The sequence below is a fragment of the Sphingomonas sp. GW822-FHT03G08 genome (genome assembly GCF_058801135.1).
In genome coordinates this window covers 1,504,657-1,526,566 of the sequence record NZ_JBXAMZ010000001.1, presented here as the reverse complement: position 1 = coordinate 1,526,566, position 21,910 = coordinate 1,504,657, and the positions used below count along the sequence as shown (strand labels likewise).

Annotated in this window: 11 protein-coding genes; 3 read left to right on the top strand and 8 right to left on the bottom strand. The window is 66.9% G+C overall.

The features are described 5' to 3' along the window. Window positions 1–49: 49 nt before the first annotated feature. On the bottom strand, window positions 50–691 hold the full coding sequence (locus AC1RJ5_RS06820) for a phage tail protein (RefSeq protein ID WP_269574550.1): 642 nt from the start codon (window positions 689–691) through the stop codon (window positions 50–52). Between the two features lie 508 nt (window positions 692–1,199). On the opposite strand from AC1RJ5_RS06820, the gene AC1RJ5_RS06815 reads away from it, so the two are divergent. After that, a complete protein-coding gene (locus AC1RJ5_RS06815; protein ID WP_493112417.1) occupies window positions 1,200–9,329 on the top strand; it encodes an IPT/TIG domain-containing protein in 8,130 nt (2,709 codons plus the stop codon). A 148-nt stretch (window positions 9,330–9,477) separates the two neighbouring features. Here AC1RJ5_RS06815 and AC1RJ5_RS06810 read toward each other — a convergent pair whose 3' ends face one another. The 3 genes from AC1RJ5_RS06810 to AC1RJ5_RS06800 are packed head-to-tail and all read right to left on the bottom strand — an operon-like array spanning window position 9,478 to window position 12,901. After that, window positions 9,478–9,837 carry a response regulator gene (locus AC1RJ5_RS06810; protein ID WP_493112416.1) on the bottom strand — a complete coding sequence of 120 codons (360 nt, stop codon included), beginning with the start codon at window positions 9,835–9,837 and terminating at the stop codon, window positions 9,478–9,480. Next, the gene (locus AC1RJ5_RS06805) at window positions 9,834–11,972 is read right to left on the bottom strand and encodes a PAS domain-containing sensor histidine kinase (protein WP_493112414.1); all 2,139 of its coding nucleotides are present in this window, start codon (window positions 11,970–11,972) and stop codon (window positions 9,834–9,836) included. Before AC1RJ5_RS06805 ends, AC1RJ5_RS06810 begins: the two co-directional genes overlap by 4 nt. 59 nt (window positions 11,973–12,031) lie before the next feature. Then, the gene (locus AC1RJ5_RS06800) at window positions 12,032–12,901 is read right to left on the bottom strand and encodes an HpcH/HpaI aldolase/citrate lyase family protein (protein ID WP_342251181.1); all 870 of its coding nucleotides are present in this window, start codon (window positions 12,899–12,901) and stop codon (window positions 12,032–12,034) included. Window positions 12,902–13,048: 147 nt separating this feature from the next. Here AC1RJ5_RS06800 and AC1RJ5_RS06795 point away from each other — a divergent pair, with 147 nt between their 5' ends. Continuing rightward, the gene (locus tag AC1RJ5_RS06795; RefSeq protein WP_269574555.1) at window positions 13,049–14,941 is read left to right on the top strand and encodes a putative bifunctional diguanylate cyclase/phosphodiesterase; all 1,893 of its coding nucleotides are present in this window, start codon (window positions 13,049–13,051) and stop codon (window positions 14,939–14,941) included. Then, a complete protein-coding gene (locus tag AC1RJ5_RS06790; protein ID WP_269574556.1) occupies window positions 14,941–16,791 on the top strand; it encodes a sensor histidine kinase in 1,851 nt (616 codons plus the stop codon). Before AC1RJ5_RS06795 ends, AC1RJ5_RS06790 begins: the two co-directional genes overlap by 1 nt. On the opposite strand, the gene AC1RJ5_RS06785 is transcribed toward AC1RJ5_RS06790, so the two are convergent. From AC1RJ5_RS06785 to cysD, 4 genes are all read right to left on the bottom strand, one after another. Further along, window positions 16,788–17,939, bottom strand: coding sequence for an SET domain-containing protein (locus tag AC1RJ5_RS06785; protein WP_493112412.1), 1,152 nt, complete (start codon window positions 17,937–17,939; stop codon window positions 16,788–16,790). The genes AC1RJ5_RS06790 and AC1RJ5_RS06785 overlap by 4 nt on opposite strands. A gap of 115 nt (window positions 17,940–18,054) precedes the next feature. Then, a complete protein-coding gene (locus AC1RJ5_RS06780; protein ID WP_342251179.1) occupies window positions 18,055–18,780 on the bottom strand; it encodes a 3'(2'),5'-bisphosphate nucleotidase CysQ in 726 nt (241 codons plus the stop codon). Continuing rightward, the gene (cysN, locus tag AC1RJ5_RS06775; protein WP_493112410.1) at window positions 18,777–20,690 is read right to left on the bottom strand and encodes a sulfate adenylyltransferase subunit CysN; all 1,914 of its coding nucleotides are present in this window, start codon (window positions 20,688–20,690) and stop codon (window positions 18,777–18,779) included. The genes AC1RJ5_RS06780 and cysN overlap by 4 nt, the downstream gene beginning before the upstream one ends. Window positions 20,691–20,811: 121 nt before the next feature. Beyond that, window positions 20,812–21,750, bottom strand: coding sequence for a sulfate adenylyltransferase subunit CysD (cysD, locus tag AC1RJ5_RS06770; RefSeq protein ID WP_184168367.1), 939 nt, complete (start codon window positions 21,748–21,750; stop codon window positions 20,812–20,814). Between the last annotated feature and the right edge of the window lie 160 nt (window positions 21,751–21,910).

The following is a 21,910-nucleotide window of genomic DNA, read 5'->3' as shown; positions in this document are numbered from 1 at the left end:
CTCCGCCGCAGGGTGCGACGGAGCCGGTTCTGTTTGGTCGTCGCGCCGATCAGTTGCGCGACGGGAACACGCCCGACAGCGAGATGTTGGTCTGCACCGCGACATAGGGGTTCATGATCGAGAAGGGGATGTTGCTGCCGGTGATGCCGACCTGCACCGAACCCTGCGGCGTGAAGTTGCCGCCGGTGATGTTGACGCCGCCCAGGTTCACCGAAGTGCCGGTGGTGCCCGAGGGGACGTAGATCTTCACGGCCTGGGTGCCGGCATTGGCGCAGTTCGCGAGCAGCGAGCCGGCTGCCGGCGTGTTGACCTGCTGGCCGCCCGTGACGTCGCTGATCGCCGAGATCGAGCCGGTGGCGGAGGTCTGGCCGGCGATGCCGGTGAAGGTGGCGACGTGATTGTGCGCCGGCATGTTGGCGATCGTCAGCGTCTCGGTCTCGGTGCCGGAAACCTGGCCCCACACATAGGTCTGGCCGCTGGCGGTGCTCTGGCCAAGGCCGACAAAGCCGCGTCCCGCTGCGTTCGGCAGGGCGAAGGTGCTCACGCCATTGCCGCCGAAGGTCGTGCCGAGCAGCGCGAACAGCGCATTGTTCTGCGAGATGCCGAGGATCTGGCCATTGCACGAGGCCCAGCCGCGCGGCGCGAAGTTGAAGCCGACCTGCATGATCTGGCCCATAAACGGTTCAGACATTGTCCTACCCCCCAAGTTAGCGATGGCCAGCGCGCCGGAATGCCGCGCCGGTTCCTAAGGCGGGGTTTTTAGATACGCGATCGCAAGGGCAGACAAGCGGCTATTACTTCAATTCCGTTCTATCTCGCCTCGGTGGGGAAGAGTGGGCTGACGAAAAGTCGTAATTTGCAAAATTCAAGGTGCCATTTGGGAGCTATCGGCGCGAATAATCCTCCAGATGCGCTTCAAGTCATTTTGGTGGAAAAGTAACTAGTTCCTTAATTCGGAACTAATTCCTGATTTTAGTGACTTTTGTTCAACGTTCGCGCGATATATACAGCGCGCTCGTCCGTCATGGGCGTTGGGGGTAGGTTTGCACATGTCGTGGGGCTTGGGGAAGGCGCGTTCCGCCTGTGGTCGGATCGTTGCGGGGATCTCTGGTAAGCAGCGAATCGGGGGGCGCAAGACGCCGACCCCGGCCAATCATCCTTCGGCCCTCGGGCGACTACGCACCCGCGTCGGCGGGGCGGTGGCTGCCGCACTTCTCTTCGTCGCGCCTAATACCGCCTGGGCGCTTTCTAGTGCCTGCACCGCGATCAACAGCGGCCAATATGTGAACAACGGGCGCGCGGGCGGCCAGAATCCGACGGCAATGTCCGGAACCTACGGGTTCATCGCGCCGAACGGTAATGACGAGAACATCACCACCAGCGCGAATCTGGTCGATACCTTCGCGCCCGGTGAGATCATCAGCTGGAGCTATACGAAGACCACCAACGTATACCTCCACATCTATCTTACCGACTCGAACTACAATCTGATCACCGGGACCAATTCCTATGATCGGACCGCGGCTTCGGGCAGCGGCTCCTTCACGATCGTCAACTCGGGCGATATCGTCGGTGTGCGCCTCGATGCCGGTTCCTTTGGCGGCGGCCCGAACATCAGCGGCCCGACCAACGGCACTGCCAGCGTCACGATCAGCTGCTCGGCGCCCACGCCGGTGCTCGGCGTCTCGATGACCCATAGCGGCAACGCTTCGCAGGGTGGCTCGCTGGCCTACACGATCACTCCGTCGACGACGACTGCCCCGACCAGCACCGCGACGCTGACCGCCGCGTTCACGCTCCCCACCGGCATGACCTACAGCAGCGCGACCGGTACCGGCTGGAGCTGCAGCGGTTCGGGCCAGACCGGCTCGTGCACGCGCACCACCTCGATCGGCACGGGCACTGGGCCGACGATCACGCTGAACACCAGTTTCGCGAGCAACGCCACGACTCCGCTTGTGCCACAGGTGCAGCTGTCGGGCGGCGGCGCTTCGAACTCACCGACGGCTACCGATTCCACTGTGGTCAACCAGACGCCGACCGTCACGTCGGTGTCGCCGACCGCAGGCCCGACGGGCGGCGGTACCTCGGTGACCATCACCGGCACCAATTTCTCGGGGACCACCGGCGCGGCCGGCGTCAAGTTCGGCGCGGCCAATGCGACGGGCTACACCGTCAACAGCAGCACGCAGATCACCGCGACGGCGCCCGCGAACAGCGCCGGCACCTATGACATCACCGTCACCAATGCCGGCCTCACCAGCGCGACGTCGGGAGCGGACCAGTACACCTATGTCACCGCACCGACGGTCACGTCTGTCAGCCCGACGGCGGGTCCGACGGCCGGCGGCACGACGGTGACGATCACCGGCACCGGCTTCGCGGCGGCGAACCCGACGGGCGCGGTCAAGTTCGGCGCGGCCACCGCGACCTATACGATCAACAGCAACACGCAGATCACCGCGACCTCGCCGGCGAACAGCGCGGGCACGTACGACATCACGGTTGCCACGCCCGGCGGTACCAGCGCGACCAGCGCGGCGGACCAGTTCACCTATATCCCGGCGCCGACGATCACTTCGATCTCGCCGACCGCGGGCCCGACGGGTGGCGGCACCTCGGTGACGATCACCGGCACCAACTTCACCGGCGTGACGGCAGTCACCTTTGGCGGGACCGCCGCGACCGGCTTCACCTTCGTCAACGCGACCACGATCACCGCGACTTCGCCCGCGGGAAGCGCAGGCACGGTGGACATCCGCGTCACCACCTCTGGCGGGACCAGCGCGACGAGCGCGTCGGACCAGTTCACCTATATCGCGGCACCGACGGTGACCTCGGTCTCGCCGATCGCCGGCCCGACCGGCGGCGGCCAGACGGTGACGATCACGGGTACGGGCTTCGCGGCGGCGCCGGGCACGGGTGCGGTCAAGTTTGGCGTGACCAACGCGACGTACACGATCAACAGCAACACGCAGATCACCGCGACCTCGCCGGCCAATGCGGCGGGCACCTATGACGTGACCGTCGCCACGCCTGGTGGTACCAGCGCGACCAGCGCGGCGGACCAGTACACCTATGTCTCGGCGCCGACGGTCACGTCGGTCTCGCCGACAGCGGGCCCGACCAGCGGCGGCACGACGGTGACGATCACCGGCACCGGCTTCGCGGCGGCGCCGGGCACGGGTGCGGTCAAGTTCGGCGCGACCACCGCGACCTACACGATCAACAGCAGCACCCAGATCACCGCGACCTCGCCGGCGAGCGCCGCGGGCACGTACGACATCACGGTCGCGACGCCCGGCGGCACCAGCGCGACGAGCGCGGCGGACCAGTACACCTATATCGCCCCGCCGGTGGCCAGCTCGTACACGGCCGCGGCGGTCGCCTATGATATCAGCAACACGACCTTCAGCGTCGCCAGCCATGCGACCAACAGCCCGACCAACTATGCGGTCGGCTCGGCGACCACGGCGCAGGGCGGATCGGTCTCGGTCGATTCCTCGGGCACGGTCACCTACACCACGCCGAGCGGCTTCCGCGGCAATGACAGCTTCACCTTCACCGCGACCAACCTGGGCGGCACGTCCGCCCCGGCGACGGTCACCGTGCCGGTGAACAACCCGACCTTGCTCTTCACCTTCCCGGTGGGCAGCGGCACGCGCGGCGTCGCGCTCTCGAACGTGCGAATCGACACCACCGGCGGCCGTGCGCCCTATACCTGCGGGACCACGCTCAACACGGGCTCGCTGCCCGCGGGCACGCAGCTCAACGCCGATTGCACGATCACCGGCACGCCGGCGGCGAGCGGCACCTTCACCTTCACGGCCACCGTGACCGACAGCTCGCTCGGCACCGGCCCCTACACCATGTCGACCGGTCCGATGGTGCTGACCATCGGCGCGCCGACGATCAGCATCTCGCCTGCCTCTGGCGCGCTGCCGGGCGCCACCGTCGGCACCAGCTATTCGCAGAGCTTCACCGCGAGCGGTGGCACCGCCGGCTACACCTATGCGCGCACGCTGGGCACGCTGCCGACGGGCGTGACCCTCTCGGGCGGCACGCTGTCGGGCACCCCGACCACGACCGGCACCTTCAACTTCGACATCACCGCGACCGACGGCTCGACTGCCGGCAGCGGCGGCCCATACACCCGGACCCAGTCGTACAGCGTCACCGTTTCGCAGGGCGCCCAGACGATCAGCTTCGGCACGCTGTCCAACGCTTCGCTCGATGATTCGCCGCTGACCCTGTCGGCCACCGCATCCTCGGGTCTGACGGTCAGCTTCGCCTCGACCACGACCAGCGTCTGCACTGTCTCGGGCACCACGCTGACCCTGCACCAGACCGGTACCTGCTCGGTCACCGCCAGCCAGGGTGGCGACGGCAACTGGACCGCCGCGCCCGACGTCTCGCGCAGCTTCACCGTCACCCCGGCGAATCTGACGATCAACGCCAGCGCCGCTACCGGCCTCCAGGTCGGCGCCAGCTACAACCAGGCCAACACCGCCTCGGGCGGCGTCGCGCCCTATACCTACGCGCTCAGCGCCGGCGCCTTCGTGCCGGGCACCACCCTCAACGGAGGGACCGGCGTCGTCTCGGGCTCGCCGACCGTCGCGGGCTCCTTCAGCTACATCATCCGGGCGACCGACGCCCAGGGGCCCGCCGACACCGCCGATACCCCCGTCACCACCGTCAACATTGCCAAGGGCAACCAGACGATCAGCTTCAATCCCTCGACCGCGCCGAGCGCGTCGGTGGGTGGTGCGGCATATAATGTGACCGCCTCGGCGACCTCGGGGCTGACGCCGATCCTTTCGATCGACGCCAGCGCTACCGCGATCTGCACGATCTCGGGCGGCTCGGTGACCTTCCAGGCGACCGGCACCTGCCTGATCAACGCCAACCAGGCGGGCGACTCCAACTGGAACGCCGCGCCCCAGGCCCAGCAGAGCGTCACCGTCGGTGCGGCGGGCGCGATCGGCGTGACGGTCAACTTCTCGACCAGCACGCTCGGCGTCGGCCAGACCGGCACCGCGACGATCACCTTCACCAATCCCAATGCCTCGGCATCGCCCAACATCGCGCCGCTGTTCAGCGGTTCGGCGCTGGTCAGCCGTGGCGCGCTGGGCGGCAGCTGCGGCGCCAGCGGTTCGGACAGCGGTGCGAACTTCCAGTTCAACGGCTTCAGCATCCCTTCGGGCAGCTGCACCGTCACGATCAGCTATACCGGCACCACCGCCGGTTCGTCGGCGGGCTTCTCGCTCGGCGCCTTCACCCCGAGCGGTTATCCGACCACGTCGGCGGCAGGCAGCAGCGCCTTCGCCGTCGTGCCGACCGTGACCGGCGTCTCGCCGAACACGGGCCCGGTCAGCCAGGTGGTGACGATCTCGGGCACCGGCTTCAGCACGACCCCGGGCAACAACACGGTCACCTTCGGCTCGGCCGGCAACGGCAACGTCACGGCGGCGAGCGCTACCTCGCTCACCGTCACCGCCCCGGCGGCCGGTTCGGGTGCGAAGGCCGTGACGGTCTCGGTCAACGGCCAGACCAGCACGACCTCGGCAACCTTCACCTTCATCGACAAGCCGATCGCCGCGGACAAGCCGGGCGTTTCGGTGCCGTACAACAGCGCCGGCACCGCCATCGACCTGTCGAGCTCGATCACCGGCGGCCCGCACAGCAGCATCGCCATCGGCACCGTTGCCCAGCATGGCACGACGACGATCTCGGGCGATGTGGTGACCTACACCCCGACCGCCGGTTATTTCGGCGCTGACTTCTTCACCTACACCGCGACCGGTGCCGGCGGCACTTCGAACGTTGCGCGGGTGGACATCACCGTGGCGACGCCGGCCGCTCCGGTCACAACCGACAAGAGCGGCGTCGCGATCCCGTACAACGGCGCGGGCACGGGGATCGACCTCAGCACTTCGATCAGCGGCGTGCATTCGTCCATCGCGATCGGCACGCCGCCGCAGCATGGCTCGGTGAGCATCGCGGGCGATGTCGTCACCTACACGCCGACCACCAACTATTATGGCGGCGACAGCTTCACCTTCACGGCGACCGGCCCGGGCGGCACTTCCGCTCCGGCGCAGGTGACCGTGACGGTGGCCAACCCGCCGGCACCGGTGGCGAACGACAAGAACGGCGTGACAGTGCCCTATGCGAGCACCGGCACGGCAATCGACCTGTCGGCGTCGATCACCGGTGTCCATTCGGGCATTGCTGTCGGCACGGTACCCGCGCACGGCACGGTGACCGTCGCCGGTGACGTCGCTACCTACACCCCGAACGCCACGCATTACGGCGCGGACAGCTTCACCTATACGGTGACCGGCCCGGGCGGCACTTCGGCGCCGGCAACGGTGAACATCACGGTGGGCCTGCCGCCCGCGCCGGTCTCTACCGACAAGAGCGGTGTGGCGGTGCCCTATGCGAGCACCGGCACTGCGATCGATCTCAGCGCCTCGATCACGGGCGTGCATTCGGGCATCGCAGTCGGCACGGCACCCGCGCATGGCAGTGTGACCGTTGCCGGTGACGTTGCCACCTACACCCCGAGCGCCACCTATTATGGCGCGGACAGCTTCACCTATGTGGCGAACGGCCCGGGTGGTGCGTCGAACGTCTCGACCGTAACCCTGACGGTGGCGACGCCGGCGGCTCCGACGGCGGCGGACAAGACCGGCGTGGCGGTACCCTATGCGAGCACGGGCACGGCGATCGATCTCAGCGCCTCGATCACGGGCGTGCATTCGGCGATCGCGATCGGCACGGCACCGGCGCACGGCACGGTGACGATCGCGGGCGATGTGGTGACCTACACCCCGGCCGCGACCTATTACGGTGCGGACAGCTTCACCTTCACGGCAACCGGCCCCGGCGGCACTTCGGCGCCGGCGACGGTAAGCATCACGGTGGGCCTGCCGCCGGCACCGGTCGCAGCCGACAAGCCGGGCGTGGCGGTGCCCTATGCGAGCACGGGCACGGCGATCGACCTCAGCGCCTCGATCACCGGCGTGCATTCGGCGATCGCGATCGGCACGGCGCCGACGCACGGCACGGTGGTGATCGCGGGCGATGTGGTGACCTACACCCCGGCCGCGACCTATTATGGCGCGGACAGCTTCACCTTCACGGCGACCGGCCCCGGCGGCACTTCGGCGCCGGCGACGGTGAGCATCACGGTGGCGACGCCGCCGGCCCCGGTGGCGGCGAACAAGACCGGCGTGGCGGTGGGCTATAACAGCGCAGGTACCGCGATCGATCTCGCGCCCTCGATCACCGGCGTGCATGCCAGCATCACGATCAGCACGGCGCCGACCCACGGCACCGCGACGGTCAGCGGCGATGTCGTGACCTATGTTCCGACCACCGGCTATTACGGTGCGGACAGCTTCGCCTACACCGCGACCGGTCCGGGCGGCACTTCGGCCGCGGCGACGGTGGGCCTGACGGTCGCCACCCCGCCGCCGCCGAGCGCGGCGCCGGGCACCGGCACGGTGCCGGGCAGCACCACCACGGCGGGCACCAGTGTCCAGATCAACCTCTCGTCGCTGGTCACCGGCGTCTATGACTCGATCCAGATCGCCAGCCAGCCGGCGCACGGCACGGTCACGCTGAGCGGCGGGGCAGGGCCCAGCCTGACGCCGACCGCGGTGGCACCGGTCTCGCCCTATGTCGCGACCTATACCCCGGCAGCCAATTATGCCGGCACCGACAGCTTCACCTTCACCGCGACCGGCCCTGGCGGCACCTCGTCGCCGGGCACGGTGACGATCACCGTGGTCGGCCAGGTGCCGATCGCGACGCCCAAGACCGCGACGGCGGGCGACGGCCAGATGGTGTCGGTGATGCTCACCGACGGGGCCACGCGCGGGCCGATCACCGGCGCGACCGTGGTCAGCATCTCGCCGGCCAATTCGGCAACCACCACGATCGTGGCGGCGGGCAACGGCACCTATCGTCTGGATGTGACGCCGAACAACCGCTTCGGCGGGCAGATCGTGGTCAACTATACGCTGAGCAACATCTTCGGTGCCTCGGCGCCGTCGACCGTGACGCTCACCGTCCAGGCCCGCCCCGATCCGCGCAACGATCCGGATATCGCGGCGATCAGCGATGCCCAGGCCGAGACGGCACGCCGCTTCGCCCGGGCACAGGTGTCCAACTTCATGCGGCGCACCGAGCAGCTCCATAACGGGGGCGGCGCGACCGGCCTCGCCATGGGCGTGACGCTCGGCTCGCGCGATGGGACGATGGCGTTGCAGCGGCCCGACGACAAGAACTGGGGCCTCGCCATCACCGACCGGATGCGCGTCTCGGGCGAGGATCCGGCGATCGGCCAGTTCGCCAACAACCCGCAGTCGCCGCTCTCGCGGGCCGACCAGCTCGGCTATGGCCGCACGGTCGCGACCACGGGCGGGGTCGGCGGCACGGCAGGGCCGGCCAAGGCGGCCTCGGGTGTCGATGAGGACGGCAAGCGCCGGAACGGGTCGGTCGCGACCTGGGCGGGCGGTGCCATCGACATCGGCACGCGCGACAAGCGCACCGATCGCAGCAAGATCACCGCCACCACCGCGGGCCTCAGCGCCGGCGCCGACATCAAGCTGTCCGACGATATCCTCGTCGGCCTGGGTGGCGGCTATGGCAATGACCTGAGCCGGATCGGCACGGCGGCGCAGGTGCGCGGCACCAGCACCATCTATGCCGCCTATGCCAGCATCCAGCCGGCAAGCGGGACGTTCATCGACGGCATGGTCGGCCGCGGCCAGCTCGACTTCACCACCCGGCGCCTTGCCGCGGCGGTGAACGCGACGGCGCGCGGCAGCCGGGATGGCAGCTACACGGTCGCCGCGATCTCGCTCGGCATCGACCGGGCGGGCGGCCCGCTGCAATGGTCGCTCTATGGCCGCGCCGAGTATCTCGATGCGGACCTGGACGCCTATGCGGAGAGCGGTGCCGGGCGCTACAACCTGCGCTTCGATGCGCGCCAGGTGCGCTCGGTCACCGGCACGCTGGGCGGGCGCCTCGAATATCGCCAGAAGGTGAGCTTCGGTTCGATCACCCCGCGCATCCGCGCCGAGTGGAACCACGAGTTCGCCGATGTCGATGCCCAGTGGCTCGACTATGCCGATATCCCGGGTGCTGCGCTCTATGATCTGGCGGGCAATGGCTGGAAGCGCGAGCAGCTCCAGCTGAGCATCGGCACGCGCTTCGACATCCTGAGCAGCGGCTGGTCGTTCGACTTCGAGACCGGCCTGCGCGCCGGCCAGGGCGAACGTGCCGGCACCCTGCAGATCCGGCTGTCCAAGCGCTGGTAACGGGAACGACCTCCGGGGCGGCTCACGCCGTCCCGGAGTGTTCTTCCGATGTAGGAAAGATAGGAGCGGTCTCGCGCAGCAATGTTGCGAGGCAGGCCGCTGAAAACCGTTCTTGGCCTGTACTTCGTGTACTTTGGGAGGTCTTGAGCTACCGGGCCAGCAGCCGGTCGAGTGCGGCGGCCACCTGGGCTTCGCGATAGGGCTTCTCGATCATCGGCACTTCGTCGCCAAAGCCCTCGGGCGGCGCGCCATAGCCGCTGGCAAAGGCAAAGGGCACCCCGCGTGCCCGCAGTGTCTCGGCGATCGGGGTGCTGCGCTCGCCGCCCAGGTTGATGTCGAGGATCGCCACGTCGAAGCCTTGCTCCTCAACCAGCGCCAGCCCCTCGGCCAGCCGGCTCGCCGGTCCGATCGTCTGGCAGCCCAGCGCCTCGAGCAGGTCTTCGAGGTACATCGCCACCACCGGCTCGTCCTCGACGACGAGCACGCGCAGGCCCTCCAGCCCACTCATTCGGCGCCCTCCGGCAGCGGGGCATCGACGACGCAGACCAGCCCCTCGGGCCGGAACTCGATCTTCACGCTGCCGCCCAGCTCGGCCGCCAGGCCGCGCTCGATCATCCTGGTACCGAAACCGCGGCGGCTGGGCGCCGACACGGTCGGCCCGCCGGTTTCCTCCCAGCGCATCGAAAGGCGGGCGGGGCCGTCATTATGGACGCGTTGCCAATGCACGGCGATCCGGCCCTCTGGCCGCGACAGAGCGCCGTGTTTCACCGCGTTCGTCGCGAGCTCGTGGATCGCCAGAGCCAGGCTGATCGCGGTCTTGGGCAGGATCGTCAGGTCCGGCCCGTCGAGCGTGAAGCGACAGGCCTCGCCGTGCGGGCGCAGCGCGTCCTCGATGATCTGGCGCATCGACACCAGGCTCCAATACTCGCGAGTGAGCAGGTTGTGCGCTTCGGACAGGGCGGCCAGCCGGCCTTCGAAGGCGGCACGGGCCTGGCGCGGCGGCACGTCGTCCTTGAAGCTCTGCTGGGCGATGCCCTGGACGATCGCCAGCGTGTTCTTCACCCGGTGGTTGAGCTCATCGATCAGCAGGCGGAGATGTGCCTCGGCGCGCTTCGCCTCGGTCATGTCGCGGCCGATCGCATGGAGTGCCACGGGCTGGCCCTGATCGTCGAGGCTGAGCCGTGAATTGACTTCCCAGATCAGCTCGCGCCCGTCCTTGGCGCGCAGCCTGACGGTGAGCCGGGTCGATCCGCCATGCTGCAATTTGCGGTTGAACGCGTCCATGCTGATCGCAAACTGGTCCGGGTCCATGAACTCGGCGATCGAGTGGCCGAGAATCTCGCTCTCGTCATAGCCGATCGCTTCCACCACCGCCGGGTTCACCGACGTCACCCGATTGTCGAGCGTGGTGGTGATCAGGAAGTCGTTGGCCTGCTCGAAGATCGTTCGGAAGCGCGTCTCGCTCTCGCGCAGCTCGTCCTCGGCGCGTCGGCGCGCCGTCACGTCGAACGAGACGCCGACGAAGCGGCTGGGTCGGCTGTCGCCATAGTCGATCCGGTTGCCATGGCTTTGCAGCCAGCGTTCGGCGCCATCGTCGGCACGCAGGATGCGATATTCGATCGTATAGGGCGTGCCCTCGGTAAAACAGCGCAGCGCCGCCTCGCGCGTCCGTTCGCGATCGGCGGGATGCACGCGTTCGATCCACTCCTCGAAGGTACCGCGTGCATCGGGACGGCGCGCCATGCCGAGCAGGTCGAAGCGATTGGGCGACCAGGTGCCCTCCATCGTCTCGAGATCGAGTTCCCAGGTCGCCATGCCCGCGGTCTCGGTGGCTAGGCGAAGCGTTTCCTCGCTCTTGCGCAGTGCCTCCTCACTCTCGCGCCGCTGGGTGACGTCCAGCGTTACTGCCAGCACGCCGAAGGGCTCGCCATTGGCACGGCGGATCACCGCGACCGAATTGTTCACCCAGACGATGCCGCCGTCCCTGCGGATATAGCGCTTCTCATGAGTATAGGGCGTGCCCTCCCGCACTGCCCGCTCGAACAGCGGCACGTTGCGCACCAGATCGTCCGGATGGGTGATCTGCTGCATGGTCATGCCCATCAGCGCTTCCTGGCTCCAGCCGGTGATGTCGCAAAAGCGATCATTGACCAGGGTGAAGCGGCCTTCGAGATCGACCTGGGCAAAGCCGGCGGTGGTCTGGCTGATGAAGGCGGAGAGCTGTGCCTCGCGCTCGCGCAGGGCCAGTTCGGCGGTCTTGGCCTCGGTCACGTCATGCGCGACGCCGATAAAGCCGATGTGACGCCCCTCGGCGTCGCGGCGAGGTTGCGACGTCGAGTGAAGCCAGCGCCATTCGCCCTCGGCGTTGCGATACCGGCCCTCCAGCTCGAAGGTCTGGAGGCTCGCTTCGCCCGCCACCGATTCCGCGAGCAGTCGCGCGGCGTCATCGGGGTGAATGATCCGTCGCCAGTCAAACTCCAATGCTTCCGCATAGGAAACGCCGAGAAAGGCGACATAGGCGCGATTGACGAAGCTGCGACGGCGATCGAGCCGCGTGACCCACACGGCGACGGGGGCGCTGTCCGCGATCAGGCGGAACTCGTCCTCGCCAACCGGCAATGGTTCAGCAGGTGCTTCGATCATCGTACCCCGTCGAGCTGCATCAGCAATGTCCTAGCCAGGCTACGGCAAATCAACGCATATCACCGGCGCATCGCCAGCACGGCCTTGGCGCGCTTCAGATGCGGCATATCGAGCATCTCGCCCTCCAGTCCGATCGTACCCATAGCCGGATTAGCCGCGAAGACGGCCACGATCTTCTCGGCGCGCTCGATCTCGGCCGGGGAAGGGGAGAAGGCGCGGTTGATCACCGGCACCTGATCGGGATGGATCGCGAGCATCCCGCGGAAACCCGCGCGGCGCGCTTTGGTTGCGACCTTCTCCAGCCCCTGCAGGTCACGGAAATCGCCATGGATCGTTTCGATCGGCGTTACGCCTGCCGCTGCCGCCCCGGTCAGGGCGAGGGCGCGGAAGACCTGATAGGGGAAATCATATTCCCCCGCCTCGTCGCGGTTGTGCGTCGCGCCCAGCGCCGTGGCGCTATCTTCGGCCCCCCAGGTGAGCGCGGCGAGGCGCGGGCAGCCGGCATAGTCACCAAGCCCGAAGATCGCCTGCGCGGTCTCCGTTGCCACCACGATCGTGCGGATGCCGCCCTGGGGAAGGCCATGCGCGGCCTCCAGTGCAGTCAGATAGTGATGAAGCAGTTCCGCTTCGGCGCGACTGGCCTTGGGAAGCATGATCCCGTCGGGGCGACCGGGCACGATCGCCGCGAGGTCGGGCAGGGCATGCGGGGTGTCGAGGGGGTTGATCCGTACCCATTGCTGCTGGGCGCGCTCGGCTGTCTTGAGATGCTGGGCGACCAGCGTGCGGGCGGCGGGCTTGTTCGCCTCGGCCACCGCGTCTTCCAGATCGAGCAGCACCAGATCCGCTTCGCTCGCGCCTGCCTTGGTGATCTTGCGTTCGGAATCACCCGGTGCAAACAGCAGCGATCGGGCGGCGAGCGGGTCGGTCATGCATCCTCCTGTTATCCAGCCTTGCTATCGTGGCCGGATCGACGGGTAAACCGCGCGTCATCCTTAACCTTGTCCGGCGCCTTTCCCTCTCGGAGGCGTAATGATTTTACCGCTCCTTAACGCTGTCCGCTTACCTCGTTTGCAGGGATGAGCGAGGGGATTTCGCAAGTGCGCATTTTGATCGTGGACGACGAACCGGCGATGCACGAGTCGTACCGCCAGGTGTTCGGGAGCCGCCGGGGCGGCAACGCGACCGCGCTGAGCGCCATGGCGGCCGAGCTGTTCGGCGACGAGGATGACGCACCGTCAGAGCCCGCCAATGACGCGATCGACTTCGACTGTGCCCATTTCAACCAGGGCCTGGATGCCGTCGAGGCGATCCAGGACTCGATCGAGACCGGTAAGCGTTTCGCCGTCGCGTTCATCGACGTGCGCATGCCGCCGGGCATCGATGGCAAGGAAACCGCTCGCCGCATCCGCGCGCTCGATCCCGACATCAATCTGGTGATCGTCACCGGCTATTCCGACTTCTCCCCGCTCGACATCAGCCGCGCCGCCGGCCCCGCCGACAAGATCTTCTACATCGCCAAGCCCTTCCAGGCGGAAGAGGTGATGCAGACGGCGACCGCGCTTGCGCATCGCTGGGAAGCCGACGGCAAGCTGCGCAGCGCCATCGCGCTGCTCGAGGAGCAGAAGCTCGAACTGGCCGCCAATGAATCCCGCGCCGTCCACATCGCCAACCATGATTCGCTCACCGACGCGCCCAACCGCCTCTCGTTCCTCCACATGCTCGGCAAGGCGGTGAAGGGCGACCAGTGCTTCGCCATGGCGATGATGGACCTCGACCGGTTCAAGATCGTCAACGATACGCTCGGCCATCTCGCCGGCGACGAGCTGATTCGCATGGTCTGCGAGATTCTCCAGACGAACGTGCCGGCAGAAGGTTTTGTCGCGCGGCTGGGCGGCGACGAGTTCGCGATGCTCTATCCCGTGACCGGCGAGGACGAGGCGACGATGGTCGCCGAGCGCCTGCTTAAGGCGGTTTCGGTCAGCTTCAAGGTGTTCGGTCACTCGGTGCAGGGCGGGGCCTCGGTCGGCCTTATGGTGGTCGAGCCCGGCACGATCCATGATCCGATCGACGTGATGCGCCGTGCCGACCTCGCGCTCAACGAGGCCAAGCACAATGGCCGCGGTATCGTTCGCCTGTTCGACGAGGCGATGGACGAATCGATCCGATTCCGCCGTCAGATCGAAGGCGGGCTTTCCGAGGCTATCGCGAAGGGCGAGCTCAAGCTCGTCTTCCAGCCGATCGTCGGTCGCGACCAGCTCGAGATCACGGGCTTCGAGGCGCTGATCCGCTGGTGCAGCCCGGAATATGGCATGGTCTCGCCGGGCATGTTCATCCCGATCGCCGAGGAATCGAACCTGATCCACGAACTGGGCGACTGGGTGATCGACCGTGCCGTCGAGACGCTCAAGACCTGGCCGGGGCAATATGTGTCGGTGAACTTCTCGCCGCGCCAGTTCCGCCGCCACAATTTCGTGGCGCATGTGATGGAGCGCGTCGCCAATGCCGGCGTCGAGCCCGGCCGCTTCCAGATCGAGATCACCGAGACGGCGATCTTCGACGATGTCGAACGTGCCGCCGAGACGCTGTTCAAGCTCCGCCAGATGGGCTTCCGCATCGCGCTCGACGATTTCGGCACCGGCTATTCGAGCCTCTACAATATCCGCCGCTTCGCGCTGGACTGCCTGAAGATCGATCGCAGCTTCGTCGACGGCATGGGCCGGGAGCGCGAGAGCGCGGCGATCGTCCACTCGATCATCCATCTCGGCCGTGCGCTGGGCATGGAAGTGGTGGCCGAGGGCGTGGAGACTGAAGCGCAGCTCCAGGCGCTCCGCCTGGCCGGCTGCAGCCATCTCCAGGGCTATTATCTCGCCCGTCCGATGGATGCCGAGGATGCGCTGGTGCTCGCCAACAAGCGCTATATGGGCATCGAGGAGCCTGAGGCCGAACTGAGCAACGGGACGCACGGCTGATGCCAACCCGGGGGCGCCTCAAGGCGCCGGCCTCGCTCGGCGCGAAACTGGTCCTGATCCTCACCGGCGTCGGCGTGGTCGGCGCCGCCGCGCTTACGTTGATGCTGGCTACCGTCATCACGCCGAGCTTCAACCAGCTCGAGCGCGACGCCGTGAATGCGCATGTCGCGCGCACCGAAGCGGTGGTTCACGACGTCTCGGCCAAGGTCGAGAACGCCGTGCGTGACTATGGCGACTGGAACTCGTCCTACGACTACATGGCGAACCCGACCAGGGCATTCGAGGAAGAGAGCTTCTCGACGCTCGCCATGGTCAATCTCGACGTCAACGGCATGGCCTATGTCCGGCCGGACCGCTCGATCGTCATCGCCCGCTGGCTCGATCTCGAGAAACAGGCCGATGTGCCGGCGATGCGCGCGCAGCTGACGACCGCTATCTCCAAGCTCGATTTCTCGGGGGCACTGCACGGCCAGAGTTCGGCCGGCTTCTTCATGCGGCTGGGCGATAGGCTGGCCGCAATAGGCGTCGCGCAGGTGCGCAAGAGCGATGGCAGCGGAAGTCCGCGCGGCTATGTGCTAATGGCGCGCGCCGTCACCGCAAGCCAGCTCAGCACCCTGCTCCAGCTCAAGGCGAGCCTCGCGCTCGACAATCCCGTAGCCGAAGTCACCAAGACGCCCGGCACCACCCGCACCCGTATCGCCGTGCCGGTCCCGGGCCCGGATGGCCGCTCGGTCGCCACCGCCACCTACACCGTGCCGCGTGACCTCTCTACGCTGGGTACCCGTATGCTGGTGCTCGCGGTGGTCGGGTCGTCGATCCTGCTGGCGATCGTCCTGCTGGTGCTGCGCCGGATGATCGCGCGGCTCGTGCTCGGGCCGCTCAAGCGGGTCGAGCAGCATATGGGCGTGGTTCGCGCGTCGGGCACGCTCGGGCTGCTCACCGACAAGGAGCGCGATGACGAGATCGGCAGCCTCGTCACCAGCTTCAATTCGATGCTCAAGCAGCTCAAGGACCTGCGCGAGCAGCTCGAGGTGCAGAGCTTCTCGCTCGGCCGCAGCGAAAGCGCGGTCGCGGTGATGCACAATGTCCGCAACGCACTGAACCCGATCAGCACGGTGCTCAGCCAGGGGCTGGGAACGGGGGCGCCGATGGACCGCGCACTGCTCGATCGCGCGCTCGGCGAGCTGGCGGGCGAGGAGATCCCGGCGGTGCGCCGGCAGAAGCTGGTCGCCTTTCTCGCTGCTGCGATCGAAAGCGTGGAGCAGGAACGCAGCGATCGGCGCGAGCAGATCACGATCGGTCGCGAGGCGCTCCACCATGTGCTGGAGATCATCGGCCAGCAGCAGGAGGCGGCGCACGAACGTCCGCCGCTCGATGCCTGCGATATCACCGATATCGTCGCCCAGAACGCCACGATCGCGCGGTATTCGGGCGAGAACTCGATTGCCTTCAGCTTCCCGTCAAAGCCGCAATGGGTGATGGCGAACCGGGTGATCCTCAGCCAGGTGGTCGGCAACCTATTCGCGAATGCTGCCGAGGCAATCGCGGCGACGGGGCGGACCAGCGGTTCGATCGCGGTGACGATCCAGCAGAAGGGCGAGAACACCGAAATCCATATCCGCGACGATGGCGAGGGCTTCGATCCATCGACTGCACCCACGCTGTTCCAGCGCGGTTTCTCCACCCGCGCGCACAAGTCGGGCGGGCTGGGGTTGCATTGGTGCGCGAATTCGATGCTGGCGATGGAAGGCAGGCTCGACCTGCTCAGCGACGGCAGGGGCACGGGCGCCAAGGCGATCCTGACGCTGGGGACTGCCCAACTGGCCCAGCCGAGCGGGATGGCGGCCTAACGCTGCCCGGCGGCGCGGTGGGGACCCGCCACCTCATCCTTCCGCCGCAGATAGGGTGCGACCAGGTTCCGCGCCCGGAACCACTCCTGCCGGTCCGGATCGAGGCTGTCGAAGTTCCCGATCACCCGGCGGCATTGTTCCGAACGGCACTGGCAGATCATGTGCCAGTTCGATTCCCGAAGCGTCGTCGAATAGTCCCAGGCGATCTCCTCGCCCGGTTGAATCGCACGCACGGCGACCAGGAATACGCCGCGATCGGTGAAGCGCAGTCCGGCATTGGGATCGCAGCTATGGTTGACCAGGTCGTCGATCCGGCCGGACGGGCCCATATAATGGTCGGGCGTCACCTGGACGAAGCGGTCGTTGCTGCCGCGCATCAGGCTGGGAATCTGGTCGGCACGGAAGCGGCGGCCGGTGAACTCGATCAGCACGTCGCCTTCGGCAAAGCCGCTTGCGGCATAGACAGCCTTGCCCAGATGGTTGTCACCCACCTTGAAGAGATTGCCTGAAGGCCGGTAGCGATCGAGCCAGCGCAGCCCGCCGCGGCGGGTGCCGAAGGAGCGCAGCGGGTTGATCGTCGCCAGGCCGATCAGGAACCAGACGCTGGCATGGCAGAGGAACTCGACGATCACATAGGCGAGTTCGGCGACGCTCGGCTCGGCGCCGCGTACGGCGATCAGCAGCGTGGCCAGGTCACCGAAGGTCCACAGACCCCAGGCCGGGGAGCGTTCGCGGTTACGATCGGTCCAGACGCTGGCCCAGGTCGGCCAGAAGCTTACCGGCACCGCGAGCACTACCAGCATGTGCGCCCAGAAGGCTTCGCGGAAGACGAGCCACAGCAGCAACGCGCTCAGGCTGGCGGCGATGCAGAAGGTCTCGGTGGGCGAGGGCGGGGCCCAGGAGGAGCGCCGCCAGATGCCGATCGTCACCAGGATGCAGGCGATCGAGGACAGCGCGAACACCCAGCCCTGCGGCGCGCCGGGATTGACGGCGGCATAGGTCAGTGCCTCGAGCGTGGTCGCTGCGCTCCAGATCAGCCATGACGCACGGTTCGGCTCCACCAGCTCACGACGCAGCCCGATCAGGTAGGTCGCATAGCCCGCAAAGCTGAATCCGATCGCCAGAAAGAACCAGATATCGGCAGTCAAAAAACGCCCCTCCCAAACGGAGCGTTTACCATGTCCTGGAATCGGCGTCTACGCGCGACTCGCGTTGAATCCGCGAGTCGCTGGGAATCAGCGCGACACACTTAGCGGCGAAATCTCAGAGATCCGCGCCGCAGTCCTTCACTGCCTCAAGCACGATCGGTGCCCATTCCTTGCGGCAGATCAGCAGGTCCGGAATGCTTGTGCTCGCCTGATTGTAGACGATCGGGCTGCCGTCGATCCGCGAAGCGTGGAGCCCGGCTGCGAGCGCTACCGCGACCGGCGCGCAATTGTCCCATTGGTGCTGGCCGCCCGAATGGAGATAGATCTCGGCCTCGCCGCGCACCACTGCCATTGCCTTGGCACCGGCCGAGCCCATGCCGATATGCACCGCTCCGATCCGCTCGCCCACGCCGGCGCAGAGCTGGCTTGGGCGCGTGCGGCTCACCAGCATGCGGGGCGGCAGCTCACCTTCGGGCAAGGCGGGCGGGCAATCGCTCGAGAGCGTGCAGCCAAGACGGGGCAGGGCGACCGCGCCTACTGCCGGCGCGCCATCGATGGCGAGGGCGATGTGCACTGCCCAGTCACCGCGTCGCTCGGCGAATTCGCGCGTGCCATCGAGCGGGTCCACGATCCACACCCGGCTGGCAGACAGCCGCGCGGGATCGTCCGCTGATTCCTCGGAGAGGACCGCATCGTCGGGCCGTGCCAGCGCCAGCGCGGCGAGGATCATCGCATTGGCCTCGCGGTCGCCGCGATCTCCGCCGGCGCATTCGTTCTGGATGCGCAGCAGCAGCGCGCCGGCCTCCTCGGCGACTTCCCTGGCCAGTTCAGCGTCGTTCAAATCACCGGACTCCACGTGCCCATGATCGTCTCCACGATCCGTTCGGCTGCGTCCTCGGGGCTCTCGCGCGTGGTGTCCACCCGGATTTCCGGCGCCTCCGGTGCCTCATAGGGGCTGGAGATGCCGGTGAAGTGGGCGATCTGGCCGTCGCGGGCCTTTTTGTAGAGGCCCTTCACGTCCCGCGCTTCGGCGACTTCCAGCGGCGTATCGACATGGATCTCGAAGAACTCACCTTCGGGAAGCATGCGGCGGACCAGTTCGCGTTCGGCCCGGAAGGGCGAGATGAACGCGGTGAGGACGATCAGGCCCGCATCGGTCATCAGCTTCGCGACTTCGCCGACGCGGCGGATATTCTCGATGCGATCCGCATCGGTGAAGCCAAGGTCCTTGTTAAGGCCGTGGCGGATATTGTCGCCGTCGAGGAGGAAGCTGTGCTTGCCCATGGCGTGCAGCTTCTTCTCGACCAGATTGGCGATGGTCGACTTGCCCGAGCCGGAAAGGCCCGTGAACCAGAGCAGCCGGGGTGCCTGGTGCTTCTGTTTGGCATGGGCCTCGCGGTTGATTTCCACGGCCTGCCAATGGACATTCTGGGCTCGCCGCAGCGAGAAATTGAGCATTCCGGCGGCCACAGTCGCATTCGTGGCCTTGTCGATCAGGATGAATCCACCAAGGTCCTTGCCTTGGGCGTAGGATTCGAAAACCACTCCGCGGTCGGTGTAAACCTCGGCAATTCCGATGTCGTTCAGGCCCAGAGTCTTCACGCTCAGCTCGGCCATCGTATTGACGCACACGGCATGGCGCGGCGGCTGGACGGTCGCGCTGACCGTCTGGGTGCCGAGCTTGAGCCAATAGGCCCGCCCCGGCAGCAGCTCCGCCTGGTCCATCCACACGATCGTCGCCTGGAACTGATCCGCGACCTGGGGCGGCGCATCCGCCGCCGCGATCACGTTGCCGCGCGAGCAATCGACCTCGTCCGCCAATGTAAGCGTGACGCTCTCGCCCGCAACCGCCTGCTCCCGATCGCCACCAAAAGCGACGATCCGCGCCACCTCGGTGACCTGCCCCGAGGGCAGGATCCGCACCTTGTCGCCCGGCCGCACCGTGCCCGCCGCGATCATCCCCGCAAAGCCGCGGAAATCGAGGTTCGGCCGGTTCACCCACTGCACCGGCAGGCGGAAGGGGCGCGCGGCATCGGCGTCCGCGTCGATCTCGACGCTCTCGAGATGCTGGAGCAGCGACAGGCCGGTGTACCAGATCGTGTTCGGGCTGGAGCCCGTGATGTTGTCGCCCTTGAACCCCGAGATCGGGATCGGCGTGAAGCTGGTGATGCCGATGCTCTCGGCGAAGGCGCGATAGTCCTCGACGATCGCGTCATAGGCGGACTGGTCGTAGCCGATCAGGTCCATCTTGTTCACCGCCAGCACGATGTGGCGGATGCCCAGCAGATGGCAGAGATAGGAATGGCGCCGCGTCTGGGTGAGCACGCCCTTGCGCGCATCGATCAGGATCACCGCGAGATCGGCGGTCGAAGCGCCGGTCACCATGTTGCGGGTATACTGCTCATGGCCGGGCGTGTCGGCGACGATGAACTTGCGCTTCTCGGTCGCGAAGAAGCGATAGGCGACATCGATCGTGATGCCCTGCTCGCGCTCGGCGGCGAGGCCATCGACCAGCAGCGCGAAGTCGATCTCGCCGCCCTGGGTGCCGACGCGCTTGCTGTCTGCCTCGAGCGACGCGAGTTGATCCTCGAAGATCATCTTCGAATCGTAGAGCAGCCGGCCGATCAGGGTGGACTTGCCGTCATCGACGCTTCCGCAGGTGATGAAGCGCAGCAGCGACTTGTTCTGGTGCAGCTGGAGATAGGCGGAGATGTCGGACGCGATGAGCGCGTCGGGGCGGTAGGAGGTCATGCCCACACTCCGTCATGCTGAACTTGTTTCAGCATCCAAGGCGCAACGACAGATGCCTTCGCTTGTGGAGGGTTGGACCCTGAAACAAGTTCAGGGCGACGAAGAAGAAGGACGCGGGCCATCAGAAATACCCCTCCTGCTTCTTCTTCTCCATGCTCGCCGCCTGGTCGTGGTCGATCGCGCGGCCCTGGCGTTCCGAGGTGGTGGTCAGCAGCATCTCCTGGATCACTGCCTCCAGCGTATCCGCCTCGCTCTCGACCGCGCCGGTGAGCGGGTAGCAGCCGAGGGTGCGGAAGCGGACCGAGCGGGTGACCGGCTGTTCGCCGGGATTGAGGCGGAAGCGCTCGTCATCGACCATCAGCAGCAGGCCGTCGCGCTCCACCGTCGGGCGGGGGGCGGCGAAATAGAGCGGAACGATCTCGATCCCCTCGGCAAGGATGTACTGCCAGATGTCGAGCTCGGTCCAGTTGGAGAGCGGGAAGACGCGGATGCTCTCGCCCTTCTCCTTGCGGGCATTGTAGAGGTGCCAGAGCTCGGGGCGCTGGTTCTTCGGGTCCCAGCGATGCGAGGCGGTACGGAAGCTGAACACGCGCTCCTTGGCGCGGCTCTTCTCCTCGTCGCGCCGGGCGCCGCCAAAGGCCGCGTCGAAGCCGTATTTGTCGAGCGCCTGCTTGAGCCCTTCCGTCTTCCACATGTCGGTATGGCGGCCGCCATGATCGAAGGGGTTGATCCCCAGCGCCTCGGCCTCGGGGTTCTTGTGGACGAGCAGCTCCATGCCGGCGTCGCGCGCGGCCTTGTCGCGCAGATCGTACATCGCGCGGAACTTCCAGGTCGTGTCGACATGGAGCAGCGGGAAGGGCGGCGGCGCGGGGTAGAAGGCCTTGCGCGCGAGGTGCAGCATCACCGCGCTGTCCTTGCCGATCGAATAGAGCATCACCGGGCGCTCGGCCTCGGCGACGACTTCGCGCAGGATGTGGATGCTCTCGGCCTCGAGCCGCTGGAGGTGCGTCAGGCGCGCGGGGGCGAGCGATGCGGTCGCTTGAGCCTGGTTCTCCGTCATGTTCCCGGAATGCAGCATGGGGGGCGATTTAGGAAGCGGGCTGAGGGAGCGCGATCTAGTTTATGTTTAGCGGGGAGTAGGATGGGGGGCTCTGATCAAATCCTCCCCCTCCGGGGGAGGATTTATGGATTGGACGAAGCTCCTCCGTTCCCCGGCGAAA

Bases quoted from the DNA above. Each gene is read 5' to 3' on its own strand.
- AC1RJ5_RS06820 (WP_269574550.1), bottom strand. From the start codon at position 691: ATGTCTGAACCGTTTATGGGCCAGATCATGCAGGTCGGCTTCAACTTC.
- AC1RJ5_RS06810 (WP_493112416.1), bottom strand. From the start codon at position 9,837: ATGAGTGGGCTGGAGGGCCTGCGCGTGCTCGTCGTCGAGGACGAGCCG.
- AC1RJ5_RS06805 (WP_493112414.1), bottom strand. From the start codon at position 11,972: ATGATCGAAGCACCTGCTGAACCATTGCCGGTTGGCGAGGACGAGTTC.
- AC1RJ5_RS06800 (WP_342251181.1), bottom strand. From the start codon at position 12,901: ATGACCGACCCGCTCGCCGCCCGATCGCTGCTGTTTGCACCGGGTGAT.
- AC1RJ5_RS06795 (WP_269574555.1), top strand. From the start codon at position 13,049: ATGAGCGAGGGGATTTCGCAAGTGCGCATTTTGATCGTGGACGACGAA.
- AC1RJ5_RS06790 (WP_269574556.1), top strand. From the start codon at position 14,941: ATGCCAACCCGGGGGCGCCTCAAGGCGCCGGCCTCGCTCGGCGCGAAA.
- cysN (WP_493112410.1), bottom strand. From the start codon at position 20,690: ATGACCTCCTACCGCCCCGACGCGCTCATCGCGTCCGACATCTCCGCC.
- cysD (WP_184168367.1), bottom strand. From the start codon at position 21,750: ATGACGGAGAACCAGGCTCAAGCGACCGCATCGCTCGCCCCCGCGCGC.